Genomic DNA, 20769 nt, shown 5'->3' on the forward strand with positions numbered 1-20769 from the left:
CAGCGGCGACGCCGGCTCTCGTCTCCGCAGAGCGTGCGGCCCACTCCAAGGCGCCCCGAGTCCCCAGTGACTGGCGGGAGTACGTCCAGACTCCGAAGCGTTCCGATGTGTGCCCGGTTTCCGTGGTCAGCACGTCAGGCGCTGTCGAAGGCGCCCGGAACCTTCTGTGCGGGGGGTCGGGCGGAGCAACGCTGACCTACGTCGACGGCGGAGAAGCACCGACCGTCCTTCTCGACTACGGCCAAGAGGTAGGCGGCCTGCCCTACTTCAACGTCTCTGCCAAGTCCGGGTCCCCGACCCTGAAGGCCGCGTACAGCGAGGGCCTGCAGTACATGAGCCCGTCCGGTGACGGGTCGCCGCCGTGGGCCGACGGCGACAGTTCCCGGTCCGACACCTACCAGGTCTCCGGGCCGGGCACGATCACCAACCGCTCCGCGCAGGGAGGCGAGCGGTACCAGCAGATCACGCTCTCCGCGCCAGGCCGCCTGACACTGAGCAAGGTCGGAATCAACTACATCGCCGACCGCACCCAGGCGGACGGGTACGGGGGCCACTTCCTCTCGAGTTCGGACGAGTTGAACAAGATCTGGTACGCCGGTGCGTACACCTTGCAGACCGATCTCGTTCCGGCCAACTCCCTTCCCGGGTCCTGGTCCGTCCAGGACGGCGCTTTGAATGCCGGCGGTTCGAAGATCAATGACGGTGCCGGGGTCCTGAATCGTGGAGCTTCCTGGAGCGACTACACGACGACCTTCCGGACGAAGATTCTCCACAACCAGGCCGGGTGGATGGTCCGCGCGCAGAACTCTCAGAACGGCTACCTGTTCATTCTCGACGACAGCACCGACACCGGCGGTGCCCCGAACACGCTGCAGAAGTTCAACGTCCATGACGGGGCCTACACCAGCCTCGGCTCCGTAGCTCTGCCGTCCTCCGTGGACGAGGGGACCTGGCACACAGTGGCTACCACGGTGTCCGGAACCAGCATGACGATCTCGCTGGACGGCAGGCAGATCGACCGCGTCGACACGTCGGCTCTGCCCTCCGGCGCCGTTGCCAATCCAGCTGGGACCATAGGGTTTCGTGAGTTCGGCGACGAGAAGGCGGCCTTCAAGGACCTCACTGTCGTCAGCAGTACGGGCACGACGCTCTACAGCACCCCTCTGACCACTCCCACCGCGCTCGCCGACTTCACTCCACCGGGGTCCAACGCGCTGGCGTCGGTGCTCGATGGAGCCAGGCGCGACCGTGCGATCTGGAGCGGCGACATCCTGGTCGAGGGCCTCACCGACTACTACTCCGTGAACAACCCGGAGTACATCAAGCAGTCCCTGAACCTGCTGGGCAGCCGGCAGCTTTCCAGCGGGTTCGTTCCCGGCGCCCTTCACCCGGCGACCGTGCCGCACCTCGGACCGCTCACCCCGGGCGACACGACCACCTACTCTGCCACGTACTCCATGTACTTCGTCACCGGCCTGGCAAGCTACTACCTCCACACCGGCGACAAGGATTTCATCGCCAGGCAATGGCCCGTCGTCAAGCGTGAGCTCGCCTGGAACGCGACGCGGCTCGACGGGAACGGTTTGTTCTCGACCAGAGCCGGAGTCGACGGCGCGGACTGGAACTTCTACGACAGCGACAAGGGCGGCGAGGTCTCCGCTTACAACATCCTTTACTACAAGACACTGCTCGACGGTGCGGCACTGGCGACCGCCGCAGGAGAGGCCTCGCAAGCCGCTGCCTACAGGGCGGATGCCGAGACGCTGAAGACGCGGATCAATGAACGTCTCTACGACTCGAAGAGCGGCCTCTACAAAATCAGTGACACCCAGTCAGGAGTCGCGCAGGACGCCAACGCCCTGGCCGTCCTCTACGGAGTCGCGCCGTCCTCGAAGCATGAGGAGATCCTGGCCAAGCTCAAGTCGGCCCTGTGGAGCTCCCCTTACGGACCGCTTCCCTTCTCCTCCGACGCAGGCAACAAAGACCTGGTCAGCCCCTTCATCAGTGGGTTCGAACTCCAGGCACGCCTGGCGGCCGGCGACACCGCGAACGCGCAAGAGCTCTTGCACAATGTGTGGGGTCACATGATCGCTGCGGGCCCGAACAGCACCGGGACCATGTGGGAGAACATCTCCGGCCGCGACGGGACACCCGGCCTGGGTTCGGGGACGAGCCTGTCCCACGGGTGGTCCACAACCCCGACATCCGCATTGTCGAGCTACGTCCTGGGCGTTCGTCCGGATACAGCGGGATACACCAGCTGGACAGTCCAGCCCCACCCCGGAGACCTCACCTGGACGCGAGGAAGTGTCCCTACCCCGCACGGCGACATCGACGTCCGCTGGACTGCCAAGAGTGGCGCCGATCGGTTCAGTCTGACCGTCAACGCCCCCAGGGCCACCAGTGGCACCATCGCGATCCCGGTCTCCGGCCAGGCCCGCACCGTCGCCGTCAACGGCAAGGTGGTGTGGCGCCACGGGGCCTTCACTGCTGCGGCTGGAGTTACCGGTGGTCACTTTGAATCCGGCTACGTCTACCTGAAGGTGAAGCAGCACGGCAGCTACAAGGTCACTTCACGCTAGGGCTGCTCCGCACAAGTTCGTGGAGGGGCTCCCAGAAGCAGTAGTTCACCGTCGTTCAATTCGCCGTCCACGTAGGCGAAGCCCCCGGCGCCCTTCGCGGTCCTCCTCATCACGCTCGAAGTCTTCGCCACCGGCCGGTTCCCCATCTGGGAACGGGCCGTGATCACCCGTACCGATGACGGCGGCCTACGGCGGTTCACCGGGAACCCCACACCTCTGCTCGGGATCCTCACCCGGCGGCGGCTGCGTATCGGCAGGTCGGCACATTCCGCCGGTTGGCCACCTCTGTCTTGGTCGAGATCAGCGTTGACTGGCAGGCTTGCTTGGAAGTTCAGTGCGGCTGCCCCGGCAGGAGTAGACGATCTCCACCGAACCACCGGGGAGGGCACGCTCGCGCTGGAAGGTCAGCCCGGTGTCGGAACTGAGCATGGGTGTCAGTTGCATCCCACCGCCGAACAGCATCGGCAGTACGACCAGTTCGAGGGTGTCGAGTGCGCCGAGGGCGTGGAACGTCCCGATCGTCTGCGGGCCCCCGATGAGGTGGACGTCGCCGCCCCGGTTGGCCGAGCGGAGCTTCTCCAGCAGCCGCGCCGGGTCACTGTCGGTGGTGACGTGATCGGGGGTGCCGTCCGGGCGGTGTGAGCCGAGCACGAACACGTCGAGGTCCGGCCATGGCCAGCGGTTGTTGGTCAGCGCGGGCTCGAAGGTGGTGCGGCCCATCAACGCCGCCTCGCAGCCTTCGAGGAACTCCCGGATACCGTGGCTTTCGCCGGAGACGAACGCGGGGTCGGCGGTCAGGGCGGGCCACCCGGTCGGTGTGGTCACGTAACCGTCGGCACTCATGCTCATACGGGCGCGGATCTGCATGTTTCTCCTTGGGGCGTCCGACAGCCGGCTATGTGGCCAGCAACCCGAATCGCTGGACGACGAATGGCATCACTTGTTGATCACGGAGCCGCGGCCTGTCCGGATTCCGCTTCGCAGGTCGCGCCTCTACCCAAGCGTCGAACGGGAGACCCACCGATCGACACGCTGCCGAGGAATCTTCTCCCACAACGAGATCATGGACCCGTGGCCCCGGTACCCGGCCGCATCTCCCGCTCGCGGATCCCGGCCCCGTCCCGGCCAGGACCCGGTTGTGACCGCGCATCCGTAACCGCGAGTTGGACAGACCTGCGCAGCGACGAAGCCCCTGGTAGATGGGCCGTTTCGGGGTCGCCTCCTCAAGAGATGGAAGCGCCGCCACGACACCACCCATGCCAAGATCTGCTGCCTTGGCGAGCGGGCCATGGCCACCCTCAAGGGCTGGCGCCTCCTACGGAAACGGATCGGTCCGGATGTCAGTATCGATGTGAGCGATCTTCCGGATCCGGCCTCGTGTCGGAACCCGGTACGAGGTCCGCGCAGGCACGCGGTGTGGGGCCCCCGTCGGTGCCGTATCCGAAGCGGATGAGCACCTGCGGGCCGCACCGCCGCTTCGCTCCGGCCATCGCCGCCCGTAGGTCCGGCCACTCCATCGCCTGGTGCAGCACCGAGGTACGCACCCCGCGCCGGGTCGCCGCGAGCAGCACCCGCTCCAGGGCCTGCCCTGCTCTCAGCCAGTCCTCCCGCCAGTCGTAGGACGTCCACAGCAGGGCCACCTGGGCGTGGCGTTCGAAACGCAGGGCCGCCAGTCGCGGCACGGGCAGCCCGCCGGTGAAGTCACGCACCGGCATCCGGCCGGACACGTCCCGCGCGCCCAGGGCTGTGATCGGAACGCCGTACGTCGCGTCGCTTCCCGGCACGGTGATCCAGGTGCGCTCCTCGTCCGCGCGAGCCGGGTCGGCGGCGTTACGGACCTCGGCCGCCTGCGTCAGGCGCAGCAGACGCCGGGTGCCGATGATGTCGGGAACCTCCAGGTGCGCGCCCTCGGCCCGAGCCGAACTCGTCATCTCGCACACGATCGGCTCCGGAACCGGGCGACCGGTGAAGGGCATCCTGCTCGTGTGTCGACGCTCGATCTGCTCGTACAGATCACGCAAGGGCAACTGCGCGTCAGCGACAGGCCGAGCCAGCCGCACGGTGGCCAGCAGGTCCGGATCGTCCGGGGCCGGACAGAGCCGGACGACCGGATCCCAGCCGAGATGCTCAGCCGCCACCCGGAGGTTGAAGACGGCCGCGCCCACGGACAGGTGCTGGGCACGCAGCCGGGGATCTGCCCTGGGCAGCGGTCGACGTCGGTCAAGACGGACCTGGATCAATCCGGTGTCCGGGTCCAGGCCGAACCGCCAGGGTTGCGTGTTGTGTATCGACGGCGCCGCCACCGCCGCGGCCAGCAGGGCATGAACCGTTGCGGCGTCGGATTTCCGGGTCTGCATCGAGGCTCCTTCGCGCGTTCTCCTCCGTTGCGTCAACCCTCCGACGTCGACGGGTTCAAGGGGAGGGTTGAACGGCCCCACCCTGCGGGCCATGCGGCCTCGATCGGCGAGGAGGAGGACGGCGCGGCAAGAGTTCTCGACGGCCACGACGGTCGCGGTGATCACCGGCATCACCGCCGCGTCGCCGCTGCTCACCCTCCCGGGCGAGCCCCTGGCAGCGCACAGGGGCTCGTCCATACTCAAGAGCAGGAGACAGCGCTCCTTTCCCGACTGACCGCGCTGGGGGTCCCCTCGCCGACGCTCGTTCCCCTCCCACCCCGAAAGCGGCGCTGGGATCCCTTCAGGGGCCGGCCGCGCGGGGCCGAACAGTCGGCGACCGTGTAGAGCCACACAGTCGGTGAGTCGCTTCGGCCGTCCCCTGCAAAAACGGATGGGCCGGGTCGGTTCAGGTGGCGGGCAGGGCGGTGGCGAGCAGGACGACGCCGAGCGAGCCGACGAGGGAGACGACCGCCAGGGAACGGGCCAGATCCGGGCGGCCCCTGGCCTGGGCGATGCCGTGGCCCGCCGTGGCGATCATCACCACGGCGAACAGGGCGAGTTTGGCCGCCAGGGTGCGGCCGTAGCCGGGCTCGGCGAGCGAGGACCAGGTGACGCCCCGGTGCCAGGCCATGGCCCAGCCCGTGCACAGCTGCACCGGAAGGAACACCGCGCCGGTCAGCATCCCGAACCGGCGCCCCGCCGCGGAGGTGAAGCGGTCCTTGGCCTCCGGGGGGAGCAGACGGCGGGCCAGGGGCAGAATCACCAGGGACAGGGCCAGTTGCCCGCCGACCCACAGGACGGCGCCCGTCACATGCGCGAAGCGCACCAGGGACCACCAGCCGACGGTGTCCATCAGCCGCTCACCTCCACCATGCCGTGTGCGCCGGCCTCGGCGTGGCGCATGTCGTGGTCGACGAAGGCGTAGTGGCCGGCCTCGGGGAACGTCGTCTCGACGAAGCCGCCCTGCGCCGTGCCCAGGTCTAGCACTTGGGCGCCGCCCGACCGGTCCGGCCGGAGCAGGTAGGCGCCCTCCTTGTACACGGTGTCGAAGACGGTGCCGACGATGTGGAAGGCGATGCCGTCGCTCGGCCCGGCGGCGACGACCCAGAAGCGCGCCCGTTCACCGGCCTTCGCCTTCAGGGGGCGCTGGGTGTACTGGTCGGCGACGCCGTTGAACACCCAGGCGTCCGGGGTGTCCTGGCGCATCTTCGTCACCTGGGCGGTGCTGCCCGGCGTACCGAGATAGAGCTCGGAGGAGACCAGTACGTATGCGTGGTCGACCTTCTTCAGGCCGGGCGGGTCGATGATGACGGCGCCGTACATGCCGTTGCCCATGTGCTGGAGCATCGGTGCGGTGCTGCAGTGGTACAGCCAGGCTCCGGCCCTCTCGGCGCGGAAGCGGTAGACCAGCCGCTCGCCGGGCTGGATCGTGCGCATGGACGTGTCGGGTGCGAGGGAGCCGGCGTGGAAGTCGATGCCGTGGCCCATGACGGTGTCGTCGTTGACGAGGGTGACCTCGAAGACGTCGCCGACCCTGCCGTGCAGGGTCGGGCCCGGCGCGGTGCCACCGAAGGTCCACATCCGCTGCTTCACGCCCGGGGCCACCTCGATCTCGGTGTGAGCGGCGTGCAGCTCGGCCCTGTGCACCGTACCGCCCGGCGCGGGGGCCAGGTCGGCGGTGCGTGGCTGCCAGCCGGTGGAGAAGTCGGCGGAGAGGTCCAGGCCGTCGGTGGTGGCGGCCTGCATGTGCCCGTCGTGTCCGGTCGGCATGTGGCCCGTCCGTCCGGTGCCGGCCGTCGCCGTGCCGCCCTTCTTCACGACGATGTCCAAGGTCATCCCGGCCGCACGGTGGCCCGGCAGGGTGCACCACGCCTGACGGCCCGCGGTGACCGGTCCGAGGTCGAGCACCCGGCTGTCCCCCTTGGCGAGCATCGGGGTGGCGGGACCGTTCTCCACCTTGAGGTCGTGCCGCTGGGCGTTGGTGTTGGTGACCTTCAGTCGCAGGTCGGTGCCCGCCGCGACCTCGATCCGGGCCGGGCGGATCCGCATGTCGGCCAGGGTCACGGCGACGGTACGGCCCGCTCCGGAACCCCCGCCGGCCGCCCTGGAGGCGACGTCCGAACCGCCCGCGCCGCCACCGCTGTTCGCCACCAGCACGGCCAGCACGGTCAGCACGGCGCCCGCGGCGGTGCCCCACAGCACGGGACGCCGTGCCACGCCGGCCCGGCCGGCCTCCCGCAGGAGCCCGCGGCCTCCGCGGACGAGCACGGACACCACCAGGGCGAGGAACGCGGCCCCGGCCGTCCCGGCGAGCAGCGCGCCCGCGGTGCCGGCGGGGTGGGGCAGCGGCAGTGCCGACAGGGCGACGCCGAGGTTGAGGACCGTCAGCCGCAGCGGCCAGTACCGCTCCAGCATCGCCCTCAGCGCGGCCCGCTCCTTCGGGCCGGAGGAGAGCACGATGGGGAGGAGATAGGTCAGGGCCCCGACGAGGACCTGGGCGACCAGCCCGACGAGCAGCACCGGGATCAGGGACCCGATGTCGTCCTGTACCTGCGCGAGCGGTCCTGCGACCAGGAGCCCCAGGTCGACGACCACGCCGACAGCCAGCCATGCCAGGGCCGCGGCCAGCATCCACGCGGCGGCCGCCGAGATCGCGGGCCTCCTGCGCACCGTACGGGCGAACAGGTGCCCGGTGACGGCGACCCCGGCCGCGTACAGGGCCATACCCACTGCGGCGGCGGGGCGCCGGTCGCCCGCCAGTCCGGCGACCGCGGTCAGCAGGCCGCCGCCGGTCAGCAGCAGCACACGGCGCGCCAGCCGGGTGGTGCGCTCGGCCATGCGCACACCCAGCACGGTGGGCCAGAGCATGAACAGCGTGCCCAGCACGGGCAGTCCGATCCAGCCGAGGAGCGTCACGTGCACATGGGCCAGCTTCAGCCCGGTGTAGTGCTGCGGGCCTGCCTTCCCGGTGGCCAGCAGCCAGCCCAGGACCGCCCCGACGATCAGCGCCGCCGCGGCCGCCCGGTAGTAGTCGGCGATCGGGGCGAGCCGTCCGCCGAGCGCTCCCCGGCCCATGCGGACGAGTACCACCAGGTGCGCGGTGATGCCGGTGACCAGCAGTGCGCACCCGGCGCCGGTCAGGACAGGCAGATCCGTCCACACTCCGGTGAGGACACCCACCACCCCGATGTTGACGCCGGCCAGCCGGCCGTTGCTCCACCGCCGGTCGGGCAGCCGGGTGTGGAGCATGGCGACCGCGAAGTGCTCGCTCCACACCACGATCGCCGTGGTCGCGGCGCCGAGCAGGAACAGGTGGATCGCGAGCCAGCGGGCAACCGGCAGCGTCTGCTGGGCACTCGCCGCCAGCAGCGCGAGCACCGCCCAGGCCGCTGTCAGTGCGTGGGCGGCCAGGTGACGGCCGCGTTGTCCGGACGCCTTGAACCTGCTGGGCGGGCGGGTACCGTCGGCAGCCGGTTCATCGTTCTTGCTGTGCACGGTGCTCCTTGCCGCCGGGGGCGGCGGTCGGGCTGGGACGGACAGGCGGCTGCGCGTAGGCGCCGCCGGCCAGCAGTGCGGCCAGTTCCCGCTGGTGGGGGAAGGACCCGGGGACGTAGCCGCACCACGGCTCCTCGGCGTAGGGGTCGCCGGTGACGCCGTAGGCGCGCGAGCGGGAGCCGCCGCAGACCCGGCGGAACTCGCACGCCCCGCACCTGCCGCCCAGCCTGCCCGCGTCCCGCAGACCGGTGAACAGTTCGGAGGTGCGGTAGATCTCCGTCAGCGGCCGCTCGCGAACGCTGCCCGCGCCGAGCGGCAGGAATCCGCTGGGGTGGACGGATCCGGTGTGCGAGACGAAGACGAATCCACGGCCCGCGTTGACGTCGAGCGGCGGACGCCTGACCCGGCGCGCTCCGGTGTCCAGTCCCAGGTCGGCGGCGCGGTCACGCAACTCCCTGTACAGGGGGCCGAGTCCCAGCACCGCGAGATGGTCGTCGCCCTTGTCCGCGAGGATCTGCCGCTGGAGCGCGACCCGGCGGAAGTGATGGGCTTCGGTGGTCTTGGCGGGGATGGTCAGGCCCACGTCGTGGACGAAGTTGAGAACGTCCTCGACCTCGCCGGGCGTCAGCACGCCGAGGCCCCGGCCCCGGCCGGTGGGTACCAGGAAGAAGGCACTCCACAGCATCGCCCCGTGCTCGGCGACCAGGCGGACGATGTCGGGGAGGTCGTGCAGGTTGTGCCGGGTGACCGTGGTGTTGATCTGCACCTTCATACCGAGGGCGCGAGCCGTGTCCCAGGCGTCCAGGGTCCAGCGGAACACTCCGGGCACTCCGCGGAAGGCGTCGTGGAGTTCGGCGGTGGAGCCGTCCAGGCTGAGGGAGAGCCCGGACGCGCCCGCGGCGTGCACGGCGCGCAGCCGCTCCGCGGTGAGCGTCGGGGTGCCGGAGGGCGAGACGGCGACCCGGACCCCGATTCTCCTGCCGTAGGCGATGAGGTCCGTCAGGTCGGGGCGCTGGAAGGGGTCCCCTCCGGTGATCACGAACAGGGGGGCCGGCTTCCCGAAGGCGGCCACCTGGCGCAGCAGGTCCTGAGCGGCGACGGTGTCCAGTTCCCGCGGGTCGCGGTCGGGCACCGCCTCGGCGCGGCAGTGGAGACAGGCCAGCGGGCAGGCCCGGGTGGACTCCCAGATGACGATGAACGGCCGCTGCCCCGCGTCGTGGCGCTGACGGCGGATGGCGTGCGTGGCGGCGCTCATCGCGCGGTCCTTCCCGGCGTCCTGCGGGTGTGTCCGGCCGCCCTGGAGTCAGGGCAGACGAGCGGGGCGGCCGGACGGTGACCGGGCCGGACCGCGCGCGGCTCCCACCGTGAGCGGCAGGGGTGGGATCGGCCTCGAGGGCAGGCGATGTGGTCGTGCACGGGATTCCTCCGAATCGGTCGCCGTCAGCGTCCACCGGCGGCGGTGGTCGGCGCGGCGGCCGATGGTCTTCCCGAACGGGGCCGATGGTCCCTCTTCCTGACGGGCGCACAGGGCCGACGGTCCCTTTCGGCGACAGGCGTCCAGGGGTGCGAAGGTCCCCGTTCGCGGCGGTGGCACCGGGCCGGCCGCCGACCGGACCCGGCACAGGGACCGTTCGGCCCTATTGCGGCCGCTCGGAGTGGGCCGGAAAGCGGTCCGGCAGGGACCGCCGGACCCAGGTACGCCGAGGTCCGTGGCACCTAGCGTCCCAGCCATGGAGAACGATCAGAACGTACGAGGGCAGGCGTCGCGCGCCGGTGAGAGCTGGCCGCTGGCCGCCCGGCGGCTGCTCACCCGCCGTGAGGTGTCGGCCGACGGCCGCGCCGTGTTCGGCGAGGGCGACCCGAAGTGGGAGGGCTTCTACCGCGACCGGTGGGCGCACGACAAGGTCGTACGGTCCACGCACGGCGTCAACTGCACCGGGTCCTGCTCGTGGATGGTGTACGTCAAGGACGGCATCATCACCTGGGAGCACCAGGCCACCGACTATCCGTCGATCGGCACGGACTGCCCCGAGTACGAGCCGCGCGGCTGCCCGCGCGGAGCGTCGTTCTCCTGGTACACCTACTCCCCCAGCCGGGTCCGTTACCCGTATGTGCGCGGCACGCTGCTGAAGCTGTGGCGCGAGGCACGCAAGCGGCTCGGCGACCCGGTCGCCGCCTGGGCGGAGATCACCTCCGACCCGGCGAAGGCGCGGGCGTACAAGCGGGCCCGCGGCAAAGGCGGTCTGGTGCGCGCCGGCTGGGACGAGGTGAGCGAGCTGGTCGCCGCCGCCCACGTCCACACGGTCAAGGCCTACGGTCCGGACCGGGTGGCGGGCTTCTCCCCGATCCCGGCGATGTCGATGGCGTCGTTCGCGGCCGGCACCCGGTTCATGTCGCTGATCGGCGGCACCCTGCTGTCGTTCTACGACTGGTACGCCGACCTGCCGATCGCCTCCCCGCAGGTCTTCGGCGACCAGACCGACGTCCCCGAGGCGGCCGACTGGTGGAACGCCGGCTACCTGGTGATGTGGGGCTCCAACATCCCCGTCACCCGCACGCCCGACGCGCACTTCCTCACCGAGACCCGCTACAACGGCACGAAGGTCGTCGCGGTCAGCCCCGACTACGCCGACAACGTCAAGCACGCCGACGAATGGCTCTCCCCGCACCCCGGAACGGACGGGGCGCTGGCGATGGCGATGGGCCACGTGATCCTGCGCGAGTTCCTGGTCGACCGCGAAGTGCCGTATTTCCAGAAGTACTTGAGGACATTCACGGACGCCCCGTTCCTGGTGACCCTGCGCGAGCACGAGCTGGGGCTGGTGCCGGACGGGTTCCTGACCGCCGCGGACCTCGGGCACGACGAGGGGACCGAGGAGAACGCGGGGTCCAAGACCGTTCTCCTGGACAGTGTGACCGGTGAACCCGTCGTGCCGAACGGTTCGCTCGGCTTCCGGTGGGGAGAGACGGGCGCGGGTCGTTGGAACCTCGAACTGGGCGATGTCGTACCCGAGTTGAGTCTGCTGGAGCGGGCCGAGGACACCGTCGCCGTGGTGCTGCCCCGGTTCGACGAGGGCGCCACCGAGGGTGGCTCGACGATGGTGCGCGGGGTTCCCGTCCGCAGGGTCGGCGGGCGGCTCGTGACCACGGTCTTCGATCTGATGCTGGCCCAGTACGGCGTGGCCCGCCCCGGCCTGCCGGGCTCATGGCCCTCGTCGTACGAGGACGCGTCCGAGCCGTACACGCCGGCCTGGCAGGAGACGGTCACCTCGGTCCCGGCCGAGCAGGCGGCCCGGATCGCCCGGGAGTTCGCCCGCAACGCCGAGCGCACAGGCGGTCGTTCGATGATCGCGATGGGAGCGGGCACCAACCACTGGTTCCACTCCGACACCATCTACCGGGCCTTCCTGGCGCTGACCACCATGACCGGCTGCCAGGGCGTCAACGGTGGCGGCTGGGCGCACTACGTCGGCCAGGAGAAGGTCCGACCGGTCACCGGGCAGCAGCACCTGTCGTTCGCCTTCGACTGGCAGCGGCCCACCCGGCACATGGCCGGCACCTCGTACTGGTACCTCAACACCGACCAGTGGCGCTACGAGGCCATCGGGCCGGACGAGTTGGCGTCGCCGCTGGGCGAGGGCCGCTTCGCGGGCAAGTCCACCGCCGACTGTCTGGCCCAGGCGATCCGCATGGGCTGGACCCCCGGCCATCCCGGCTTCAACCGCAACCCGCTCGACCTCACCGACGAGGCGGCCGCCGCCGGGCGTCCCGTCGCCGAGCACATCGTCGACGAACTCAAGTCCGGGCGGCTGCGGTTCGCCGCCGAGGACCCCGACGACCCCGCCAACTTCCCCCGCGTACTGACTGTCTGGCGGGCCAACCTGCTGGGCTCCTCCGGCAAGGGCAACGAGTACTTCCTGCGCCATCTGCTGGGCACGGACGCGGCGGTCCGCTCCGAGGAGACCCCGCCCGAGGCACGCCCGCAGGACGTGGTGTGGCGGGAGGAGGCCCCCGAGGGCAAGCTCGACCTGCTGGTCACCATGGACTTCCGGATGACCTCGACCAGCCTGCTCTCCGACGTCGTCCTGCCGGCCGCCACCTGGTACGAGAAGGACGACCTGTCCAGCACGGACATGCACCCCTTCGTGCACGCCTTCACCCCCGCCATCGCCCCGCCCTGGCAGGCCCGCACCGACTACGACGCGTTCCTCACCATCGCCGACAAGTTCAGCGAACTGGCCGGTGAGCACCTCGGCACCCGCACCGACGTCCTGGCCGTACCGCTACTGCACGACACCCCCGACGAACTCGCCCAGCCCGGCGGGGTCGTTCGGGACTGGAAGGCCGGCGAGTGCGAGCCGGTCCCCGGCCGGACCATGCCGAAACTGGTGGTCATCGAGCGGGACTACACGGCGGTGGCGCAGAAGATGCGCGCCGTCGGCCCGCTCCTCGACACCCTCGGCACCACCACCAAGGGCGTCACCGTCCACCCGAACCAGGAGATCGAGGAACTGCGTCACCGCAACGGCACCGTCCGGGACGGAGTCGCCGCCGGGCGTCCCTCGCTGGCCACCGCCTCCGACATGTGCGAGGCGATCCTCGCCCTGTCCGGCACCACCAACGGGCGCCTCGCCACCGAGGGCTTCCGTGAACTGGAACGGCAGACGGGCAGCAAGGGGCTTGTGGAACTCGCCGCCGAACGGGAGGGCGAGCGCATCACGTTCGCCGACACCCGCACGCAGCCCCGCGCGGTGATGACGTCGTACGAGTGGTCGGGCAGCGAGGCCGGCGGGCGGCGCTACTCCGCGTTCGTCATCAACACCGAGCACAAGAAGCCCTGGCACACCCTCACCGGACGTCAGCACTTCTTCGTCCAGCACGACTGGATGGCCGAGTTCGGCGAGCAACTCCCGGTCTACCGGCCCCCGTTGAACACGCCCAAGCACTACGGAGACGATCAGCTGCACGAGGACGGCCGGGCGGAGGTCACGGTCCGCTATCTGACCCCCCACTCGAAGTGGTCCATCCACTCCAACTACCAGGACAACGCGCACATGCTGGCGCTGTCACGGGGCGGTCCGGTGATCTGGATGTCCACCGCGGACGCCGAGAAGATCGGTGTCAAGGACAACGAGTGGATCGAGGCGTACAACCGCAACGGTGTCGTCGCCGCCCGCTCCGTGGTCAGCCACCGCATGCCCGAGGGCACGGTGTACATGTACCACGCCCAGGACCGCAACGTGAACGTGCCGAAGACCGAGGTCAGCGGCAAGCGCGGCGGCATCCACAACTCCCTGACCCGCCTGCTGATCAAGCCCACGCATCTGGCGGGCGGCTACGCCCAGTTCACGTACGCCTTCAACTACTACGGCCCGACCGGCAACCAGCGCGACGAGGTCACGGTCATCCGCCGCCGCAGCCAGCAAGTGGAGTACTGACATGCCCCGTGGCGAAGCCACCATCGGACGCGTCATGGCTCAGATCGCCATGGTGATGAACCTCGACAAGTGCATCGGCTGCCACACCTGCTCGGTCACCTGCAAGCAGACGTGGACCAACCGCACCGGCGTCGAGTACGCGTGGTTCAACAACGTCGAGACCAAGCCCGGCGTCGGCTACCCCCGCCGCTACGAGGACCAGGAGCACTGGAAGGGCGGCTGGATGCTCGACAAGCGCGGACGGCTCGTCCTGCGCTCCGGGGGCCGCCTGAAGCGCCTGCTGTCGCTGTTCTCCAACCCCGACCTGCCGTCCATCGAGGACTACTACGAGCCGGTCACCTACGACTACGACAACCTGGTCAGCGCCCCGGCGGGCCCGGACATGCCGGTGGCCCGCCCCCGTTCGGTCCTCACCGGCAAGCCCACCGCCATCACCTGGGGCGCCAACTGGGAGGACGGCCTCGGCGGCGCGGGCGAGAACGCCGGCGCCGACCCCAACCTCAGCGGGGAATGGGCCGAGAAGGTCAAGTTCGAGTTCGAGCAGACCTTCCTCTTCCATCTCCCGCGCCTGTGCGAGCACTGCCTCAACCCGGCCTGTGTGTCGGCGTGTCCGTCCGGCGCGATGTACAAGCGGGTCGAGGACGGCATCGTCCTGGTCGACCAGGACCGCTGCCGCGGCTGGCGGATGTGCGTGACGGCGTGCCCGTACAAGAAGGTGTACGTCAACCACGCCACCGGCAAGGCCGAGAAGTGCACCTTCTGCTTCCCGCGCATCGAGGCCGGACAGCCCACCGTCTGCTCCGAGACCTGTGTCGGCCGACTGCGCTACCTCGGACTGCTCCTCTACGACGCCGACCGGGTCGGCGAGGCCGCGGCCACCCCGGACGAGAAGGACCTGCTGGACGCCCAGCGCGGCGTCTTCCTCGACCCGCGCGACCCCGAAGTCATCGCGGCGGCACGGGAGTCCGGCATCCCCGAGGACTGGCTGGACGCGGCCCGCCGATCCCCGGTGTACGACCTGGTCATGCGGTACAAGGTGGCGCTGCCGCTGCACCCGGAGTACCGCACCCTGCCGATGGTCTGGTACGTGCCCCCGCTGTCGCCCGTGCTGGACGCCGTGGACGCGGCGGGCGGGAACCAGGACGACCCCGACCATGTCTTCGCCGCCGTCACCCGGCTGCGCATCCCGCTGGAGTACCTGGCGGAACTGTTCACCGCCGGGGACGCGGACGTGGTCGGCGGAGTGCTGATGAAGCTCACCGCGCTGCGTTCCTTCATGCGCGAGCGCACCCTGGGCGAGGAGGGCGACGAGGCGGTACTCAAGGCCGTCGGCCTCACCGCCCGGGAGGCGGAGGACATGCACCGGCTGCTCGCGATCGCGAAGTACGCCGACCGCTATGTCGTCCCCGCCGCGCACAAGGAGGACGCGGCCGCCCTCAGCGCGATGGAGAACCGCTGCCCGGTCGAATCGTCCGACGCCCCGGAGGACACCGGTGGCGGACGGGTGATGCTCGGGATCCCCACCCTGCGCCGCAAGAACACCGGAGACCGCCCGTGAGCCCCCTGCCCGCAAGCATCCCGGCCCTGGTCCGCACCCGCGTCCGGGCGGCCGTGCGCCGCCCGGCACGGCTCACGCCCGAGGAGGCCGAGGCGCGCACGCTGCTGCTGCGGCTGTGCTCGCTCCTTCTCCAGTACCCGGACGCCGAACTCACCACCGCCCGGCCGGTCCTGACGGCCGCCGTCGGGGCGCTGCCGCCCTCGCCCGCCGCGGAGGACCTCGCCGCCTTCACCGCCTGGCTCACCGGGGAGGAACCGGACGCGCTGGAGCGCCACTACGTCGAGATGTTCGACCTGCGCCGAAAGAGCAGCCTCTACCTCACCTACTACCTGCACGGCGACACCCGCCGCCGCGGCATGGCCCTGCTCACCCTGAACCAGCGGTACAAGGCCGCCGGCTGGGACACCGACGGCGGTGAACTGCCCGACCACCTCCCGGTCGTGCTGGAGTTCGCCGCCCTCACCGGGACCGGCGCGGGCGAGGCGCCGCTGCGTCAGCACCGGCGCGGACTGGAGCTGATCCACCGGGCGCTGAGCGACGCCGACTCGCCTTACCGGCGCGTCCTGGGGGCGCTGCTCACCCTGCTCCCGCCGCCCACCGAGGCGGACCGGGCCGCGGTGGCCCAGCTGGTCGCCGAGGGCCCGCCCAACGAGGACGTCGGTCTCGACCCCTACGGGACGTACGGGGAAGGGGAGTTCGCCCCTCCGGGCACGTTCGTACCCCCGATACCCGCCCCGCCGACCCGTGTGCCGCCCCGCCCGACCAGCCGTACGGAAGGCCCTCGATGAACGCCCCGCTCCTCCCCGTGGCCGCCGCCTCCGTGAGCGGCGCCGATCTGCTCCTGTGGGTCGCCGTCCCGTACATCTGTCTCGCGGTGTTCGTGGTCGGGCACATCTGGCGTTACCGGCAGGACCAGTTCGGGTGGACCTCCCGCACCAGCCAGCTCTTCGAACACCGCTGGCTGCGCTGGGCCAGCCCGCTGTTCCACCTGGGTGCCTTCATGGTGATCGGCGGGCATGTCGTGGGGCTCGCGATCCCCGACTCGTGGACCGAGGCCGCGGGCATCTCCGAGCACATGTACCACACCACGGCCGTCTGGGCGGGCTCGGTTGCGGGCGTCGCCATGGTCGCGGGGCTCGGCATGCTGTGCGCCCGGCGGCTGCTGACCCGACGGATCCGGCTGGGCACCGACCGCAGCGACAAGGTCCTCTTCCCGCTGCTGTCCGCCACCGTGCTGCTGGGCATCACCGCCACCGCCACGCACAACGTCTTCGGCCCCGGTTACGACTACCGCTCCACCGTCTCCGTATGGTTCCGCGGCCTGTTCACTCTCCAGCCGCAGCCGGAGGCGATCTCCGGGGCCCCGCTGCTGTTCCAGCTGCACGCCCTGAGCGCCTGTCTGCTCTTCGCCGCCTGGCCGTTCACCCGCCTCGTGCACGTGTGGAGCGCGCCGATCGGATACCTCGCCCGGCCGTACCTGGTCTACCGCAGGAGGGCCGCACCGGCAGCCCCGACGGCCGCGGGCCGGACCCGGCACGCCTCCCACTCCGGGCGAACCCGATGAGCCACGGTCCGGCGCTCTCGGCACAGTCCACGACCGCCGCGAGCACCCGCACAGCGGGCGCCGGCCGCCGGACGGGCCTGGTGATGCTCCTCACCGGGATCATCGGCTGGCTCGCCTCCTTCCAGCTCACCGTGGACGACTGGCGACTGCTCCGCGACCCCACCTACCAGCCACCGTGCAACATCAGCCCGGTCGTGAGCTGCGGCAGCGTCATGTCCAGCTCGCAGGGCAGCCTGTTCGGCTTCCCCAACATGCTGCTCGGGCTGGGCGCCTTCGCCGCCGTGGCCGCCCTGGGCGTCGCCGTCCTCACCGGTGCGCGACTGCACCGCGGGCTCTGGCTCGCGCTGGACGCCGGTGCGCTGGTGGGGGTGGTGTTCGTCCACTGGCTGATGGTGCAGTCACTCTACGAACTCAACAAGATCTGCCCCTATTGCGCCGTCGTGTGGATCTCCACCATCGCCCTGTTCTGGTACGTCACCGTGCACTGCCTGGAACGTGGAATCCTGCCCGCTCCACGCCGTGTGCTGGTGATCGTCCGGGACACGCACTGGATGCTGCTCGGCGCCTGGTACGGGGTGATCGCGCTGCTCGTCCTCACCCGCTTCTGGCCGTACTGGAGCAGCTTGCTGTGACCCGGCCCGCCCCACCGCTGTCGCCTGCCAGTCCGGCGCGCCTCCGTACGCCCGCCCGCGTGGCCGGGCATACGGAGGCTGTGCGCCGGGGGTGCCGGGGTGGCCGGTGGCTCAGCTCGGGAGTTTCCAGTTCTGGGCGGCCGTGCCGTTGCAGGTGTAGAGCTGGAGTTGGGTGCCGGTCGTAGTCGTGGCGTTGGGGTCGTCCAGGCACAGCTTCGACTGGGGATTGATCAGCGATCCGTTGGCGCCCGCCGCCCATTGCTGGGCGCCGGTGCCGTTGCACGTCCACAGCTGGATCAGGGTCCCGTTCGTAGTGCCGCTGTGGTCGACGTCCAGGCATTTGCCGAGGGTCCGGACCGTTCCGTCGCCGGCGACGATCCAGTCCTGGGCATAGGTGTTGTTGCAGGTCCAGATCTGGACGTGGTTGCCGTCGGTGGTCGAGGAACTCGCGTCGTCGACGCACAGGTTCGAGGCCACCGCGGAGGTGACGGGACCGATCCGCGGCGAGGCCGGGGCCGGGGTGTCACCCGCGTAGGAGGGCGGAGCGGCGGACGCGGCCGTCGCCCAGGAGGTGTTGGCGCTGGTCCCGAGGGTGTAGTTCAGGGTGCCGCCGGCGGTGATCGCCGAGGTGGGGGCGTAGGCGTTGTTCCAGGCGGAGCCGTTCCACGTCGCGGACTGGACGTAGGGGGCGTTGTCGGCGGCGCCGCTTCCGTTGATCGTCAGTGTGCTGCCCGACGGGAGTGTGATCACGGCTTGGGTGAACAAGGGGGAGCCCAGGGCGAGATCGGAGGTGCCGGGCGTCTCGGGGAACATGCCGAGTGCGGACCACACGTACCACGCGCTCATCGCGCCGAGGTCGTCGTTGCCGTCGGCCAGCCCGCCCGGGGTGTTCGCCCAGATCTGCTGCTGGATCGCCCGGACGGTGCCCTGGGTCTTGTAGGGCTGCCCGATGTAGTCGTATTCCCAAGGCAGTTCGATGCTGGGCTCGTTGCCGACCCACGCATAGCCCTTGTCGCCGGTGTAGCTGCGCAGCACGGTGTCCAGGTAGTGACTCATCGCCGTGTTGCCGCCCTTGGCGCGCGCCAGGCCGGCGATGTTGAACGGGATCATCCCGGTGTAGATCCAGGAGTCGGCCTCGACCATGTCGGTGCCACTGGTGGGGTCGAAGCCGCCGGTCCAGGAGCCGCTCGCGTTGCGCGGCTCGACGAAGCCGGAGGCCGGGTTGAGTACGTTGCGCCAGTTCTGGGCACGGTTGGCGTACGTCTTCTGGTTGTTGGTGTCACCGAGCGCTCCGGCCAGTGCGGAGACGGCGAAGTCGGCGGTGTTGTACTCCAGCGTCGTGGCCACGGGGCCGTAGAAGTTGCAGCAGCCGTAGCTGCCGTCGTGCGGCATGTATCCGGGTGAGTTCAGGTAGTTGAGGCCCGGCCGGTCGTTGTTGGTCGTGCTCGCCTGTCTGACCATGTCGGCCAGAGCGGTCGCGGTGTCGAAGTCCCTGGCGCCGAAGGCGTAGTAGTCGGCGAGGATGGCGTCCGCCGGGTCACCGACCATCACGTAGGACTCGCCGTTGTTCTCCGACCACTTGGGGAAGATCCCGGTCTGGGCGTAGTCGTCGACCATCGACTGTGCCGTGTCCGAGGCGACCTGGGGGGCGACCAGCGCTTCGAGCTGGGCCTGCGAACGGTAGATGTCCCAGCCGGAGTAGTTGGCGTAGGCGGCCTTGTGGCCGGCGTCCACGGTGTGGGTCCTGCCGTCGAAGCCGTAGTACTGGCCGTTGGTGTCGCTGATGACGTTCGGGTGCAGCAGCGAGTGGTAGAGCGCGGTGTAGAAGGTCTGTTGCTGCGCCGCTGTTCCGCCGGCGATCTGTATCTTGCCCAGTGCGCTGTTCCAGGCGTTCTGCGCGGCGGTGCGGGTCGCAGCGAAGTCCCACCCCGTGTTCTCCGCGGCCCGGTTGGCCGCCGCGTTGGCCACCGAGACGTAGGAGATGCCGACCTTGGCCTGCACCACCGGGTTGCTGGTGGTGTTGAAGGTGACGTAGCCGTTCGAGGCGGCGGCTTCCGGCGAGGCGCTGTCCTTGGCGGTCTTCGGGGCCTCGGCAGCGGGCATCTTGCCGTGGAGCACGGGCCTGTCGGGCTTCTCCGCCGCGTTCTTGGACGCGGTGCCCGGCTTCGCCGGGGTGGCGGCCGGCGTCTTGGCGACCGAGCTGCCCTGCGAGGCGAACGGCTGGTCGAAGACCATGTCGAAGTACACCGTGTACGTGTTCCCCGCACCGCAGAATCGACCGCTGGTGACCTGACCGCTCACCTCGGTGTTCGAGACTTTGGTGAACTGCGTTGCACTGGCGCCGTTCTGACTGCCCGTGAGTTTGAAGATCAGGTTGGCCTGGGTGGTCGAAGGGAAGGTGAAGCGCGCCATCCCGCTGCGTGTCGTGGTGGTCAGTTCGGTGGTCACCTGGTTGTTGAGCGCGACCTTGTACGAACCGGCGGACGCCGACTCGTTGGCGTGCGAGAACGCGTCCGTCGCTCCGGTGTTCACGGTGCCGACCGTGGGCAGCACGGGTATGTCTCCGGCCGCGCCGCAGCCGGGCCCGGCGATGTGGGTGAGGCTGAAGCCGGTGATGGACGAGTCGTTGTACTCGTATCCGCCACCGGGGGGCCGCGACGGCGTGTCCGGGCTCCACTGCACCATGCCGAACGGCACGTCGGCGCCGGGGAAGTCGTTGGCCTCGTTCGACGTTCCGATGAACGGGTTGACCACGGTGGCCGGAGACGCGACGAGCGCGGCCTTTCCGGCCGCCCACGCGGGTGCGCACAGCCCGGCCATGGCCAGTGCCGCGGCCGCGAATAAACCGATCGCGGCCGTTCCGGGGGGTCTCGACAGTCGTGTCACGGGTTTCTCCTCTACTCGGGAGCGGGAGCTGAAGACTGACAACGTTGTCTTCCTGCGAGGTGTGACACTCGGGCGGCAGTCGAGTTGGACAACGTTGTCGCATCGTCGAGATGGGGCGCCTGACGATGCGAACGCACGGACGGGACCCCTGGGCCGCGAGCACCTGGGGGCGCGGACGAGAACTGTTCGTGAAGCTAGCTATAGGGCAGGGTCATGTC

At 70.1% G+C, this 20769-nt stretch carries 12 protein-coding genes; 6 read left to right on the forward strand and 6 right to left on the reverse strand.

The window, feature by feature from the left end; translation table 11 throughout:
- Positions 1-122 precede the first annotated feature (122 nt).
- The gene (locus OG485_RS02705; RefSeq protein ID WP_328664067.1) at positions 123-2582 is read left to right on the forward strand and encodes an alpha-L-rhamnosidase-related protein; all 2460 of its coding nucleotides are present in this window, start codon (positions 123-125) and stop codon (positions 2580-2582) included.
- Positions 2583-2882: 300 nt separating this feature from the next.
- Here OG485_RS02705 and OG485_RS02710 read toward each other — a convergent pair whose 3' ends face one another.
- From OG485_RS02710 to OG485_RS02730, 5 genes are all read right to left on the reverse strand, one after another.
- A complete protein-coding gene (locus OG485_RS02710; RefSeq protein ID WP_328664069.1) occupies positions 2883-3449 on the reverse strand; it encodes a dihydrofolate reductase family protein in 567 nt (188 codons plus the stop codon).
- Between the two features lie 473 nt (positions 3450-3922).
- Positions 3923-4939, reverse strand: coding sequence for an Acg family FMN-binding oxidoreductase (locus OG485_RS02715; RefSeq protein WP_328664071.1), 1017 nt, complete (start codon positions 4937-4939; stop codon positions 3923-3925).
- Positions 4940-5384: 445 nt separating this feature from the next.
- On the reverse strand, positions 5385-5831 hold the full coding sequence (locus tag OG485_RS02720; protein ID WP_328664073.1) for a hypothetical protein: 447 nt from the start codon (positions 5829-5831) through the stop codon (positions 5385-5387).
- Positions 5831-8473: a multicopper oxidase domain-containing protein gene (locus OG485_RS02725; RefSeq protein WP_328664075.1), complete on the reverse strand. Its 2643-nt coding sequence runs from the start codon at positions 8471-8473 to the stop codon at positions 5831-5833. Before OG485_RS02725 ends, OG485_RS02720 begins: the two co-directional genes overlap by 1 nt.
- Positions 8454-9728 carry a TIGR04053 family radical SAM/SPASM domain-containing protein gene (locus OG485_RS02730; RefSeq protein WP_328664077.1) on the reverse strand — a complete coding sequence of 425 codons (1275 nt, stop codon included), beginning with the start codon at positions 9726-9728 and terminating at the stop codon, positions 8454-8456. The genes OG485_RS02725 and OG485_RS02730 overlap by 20 nt, the downstream gene beginning before the upstream one ends.
- A 475-nt stretch (positions 9729-10203) precedes the next feature.
- Here OG485_RS02730 and OG485_RS02735 point away from each other — a divergent pair, with 475 nt between their 5' ends.
- From OG485_RS02735 to OG485_RS02755, 5 genes are read left to right on the forward strand one after another with little or no spacing between them, the layout of a single operon-like run.
- The gene (locus tag OG485_RS02735) at positions 10204-13911 is read left to right on the forward strand and encodes a nitrate reductase subunit alpha (RefSeq protein ID WP_328664079.1); all 3708 of its coding nucleotides are present in this window, start codon (positions 10204-10206) and stop codon (positions 13909-13911) included.
- 1 nt (position 13912) lies between these two features.
- Entirely contained in the window at positions 13913-15469 is a 1557-nt protein-coding gene (narH, locus tag OG485_RS02740; RefSeq protein WP_328664081.1) for a nitrate reductase subunit beta, read from the forward strand.
- Positions 15466-16257 carry a nitrate reductase molybdenum cofactor assembly chaperone gene (gene narJ, locus OG485_RS02745; RefSeq protein WP_328664083.1) on the forward strand — a complete coding sequence of 264 codons (792 nt, stop codon included), beginning with the start codon at positions 15466-15468 and terminating at the stop codon, positions 16255-16257. Before narH ends, narJ begins: the two co-directional genes overlap by 4 nt.
- Complete coding sequence (gene narI / locus OG485_RS02750) at positions 16254-17033, forward strand: respiratory nitrate reductase subunit gamma (protein WP_328664084.1); 780 nt, start codon at positions 16254-16256, stop codon at positions 17031-17033. Before narJ ends, narI begins: the two co-directional genes overlap by 4 nt.
- Positions 17030-17665 (forward strand): vitamin K epoxide reductase family protein, encoded by a 636-nt coding sequence (locus OG485_RS02755; protein WP_328664087.1) that lies wholly within the window; start codon positions 17030-17032, stop codon positions 17663-17665. Before narI ends, OG485_RS02755 begins: the two co-directional genes overlap by 4 nt.
- Before the next feature lie 111 nt (positions 17666-17776).
- Here OG485_RS02755 and OG485_RS02760 read toward each other — a convergent pair whose 3' ends face one another.
- Entirely contained in the window at positions 17777-20551 is a 2775-nt protein-coding gene (locus tag OG485_RS02760; protein WP_328664089.1) for a lectin, read from the reverse strand.
- Positions 20552-20769: the final 218 nt, after the last annotated feature.

The organism is Streptomyces sp. NBC_00328 (assembly GCF_036139655.1).
Taxonomy (GTDB): domain Bacteria; phylum Actinomycetota; class Actinomycetes; order Streptomycetales; family Streptomycetaceae; genus Streptomyces.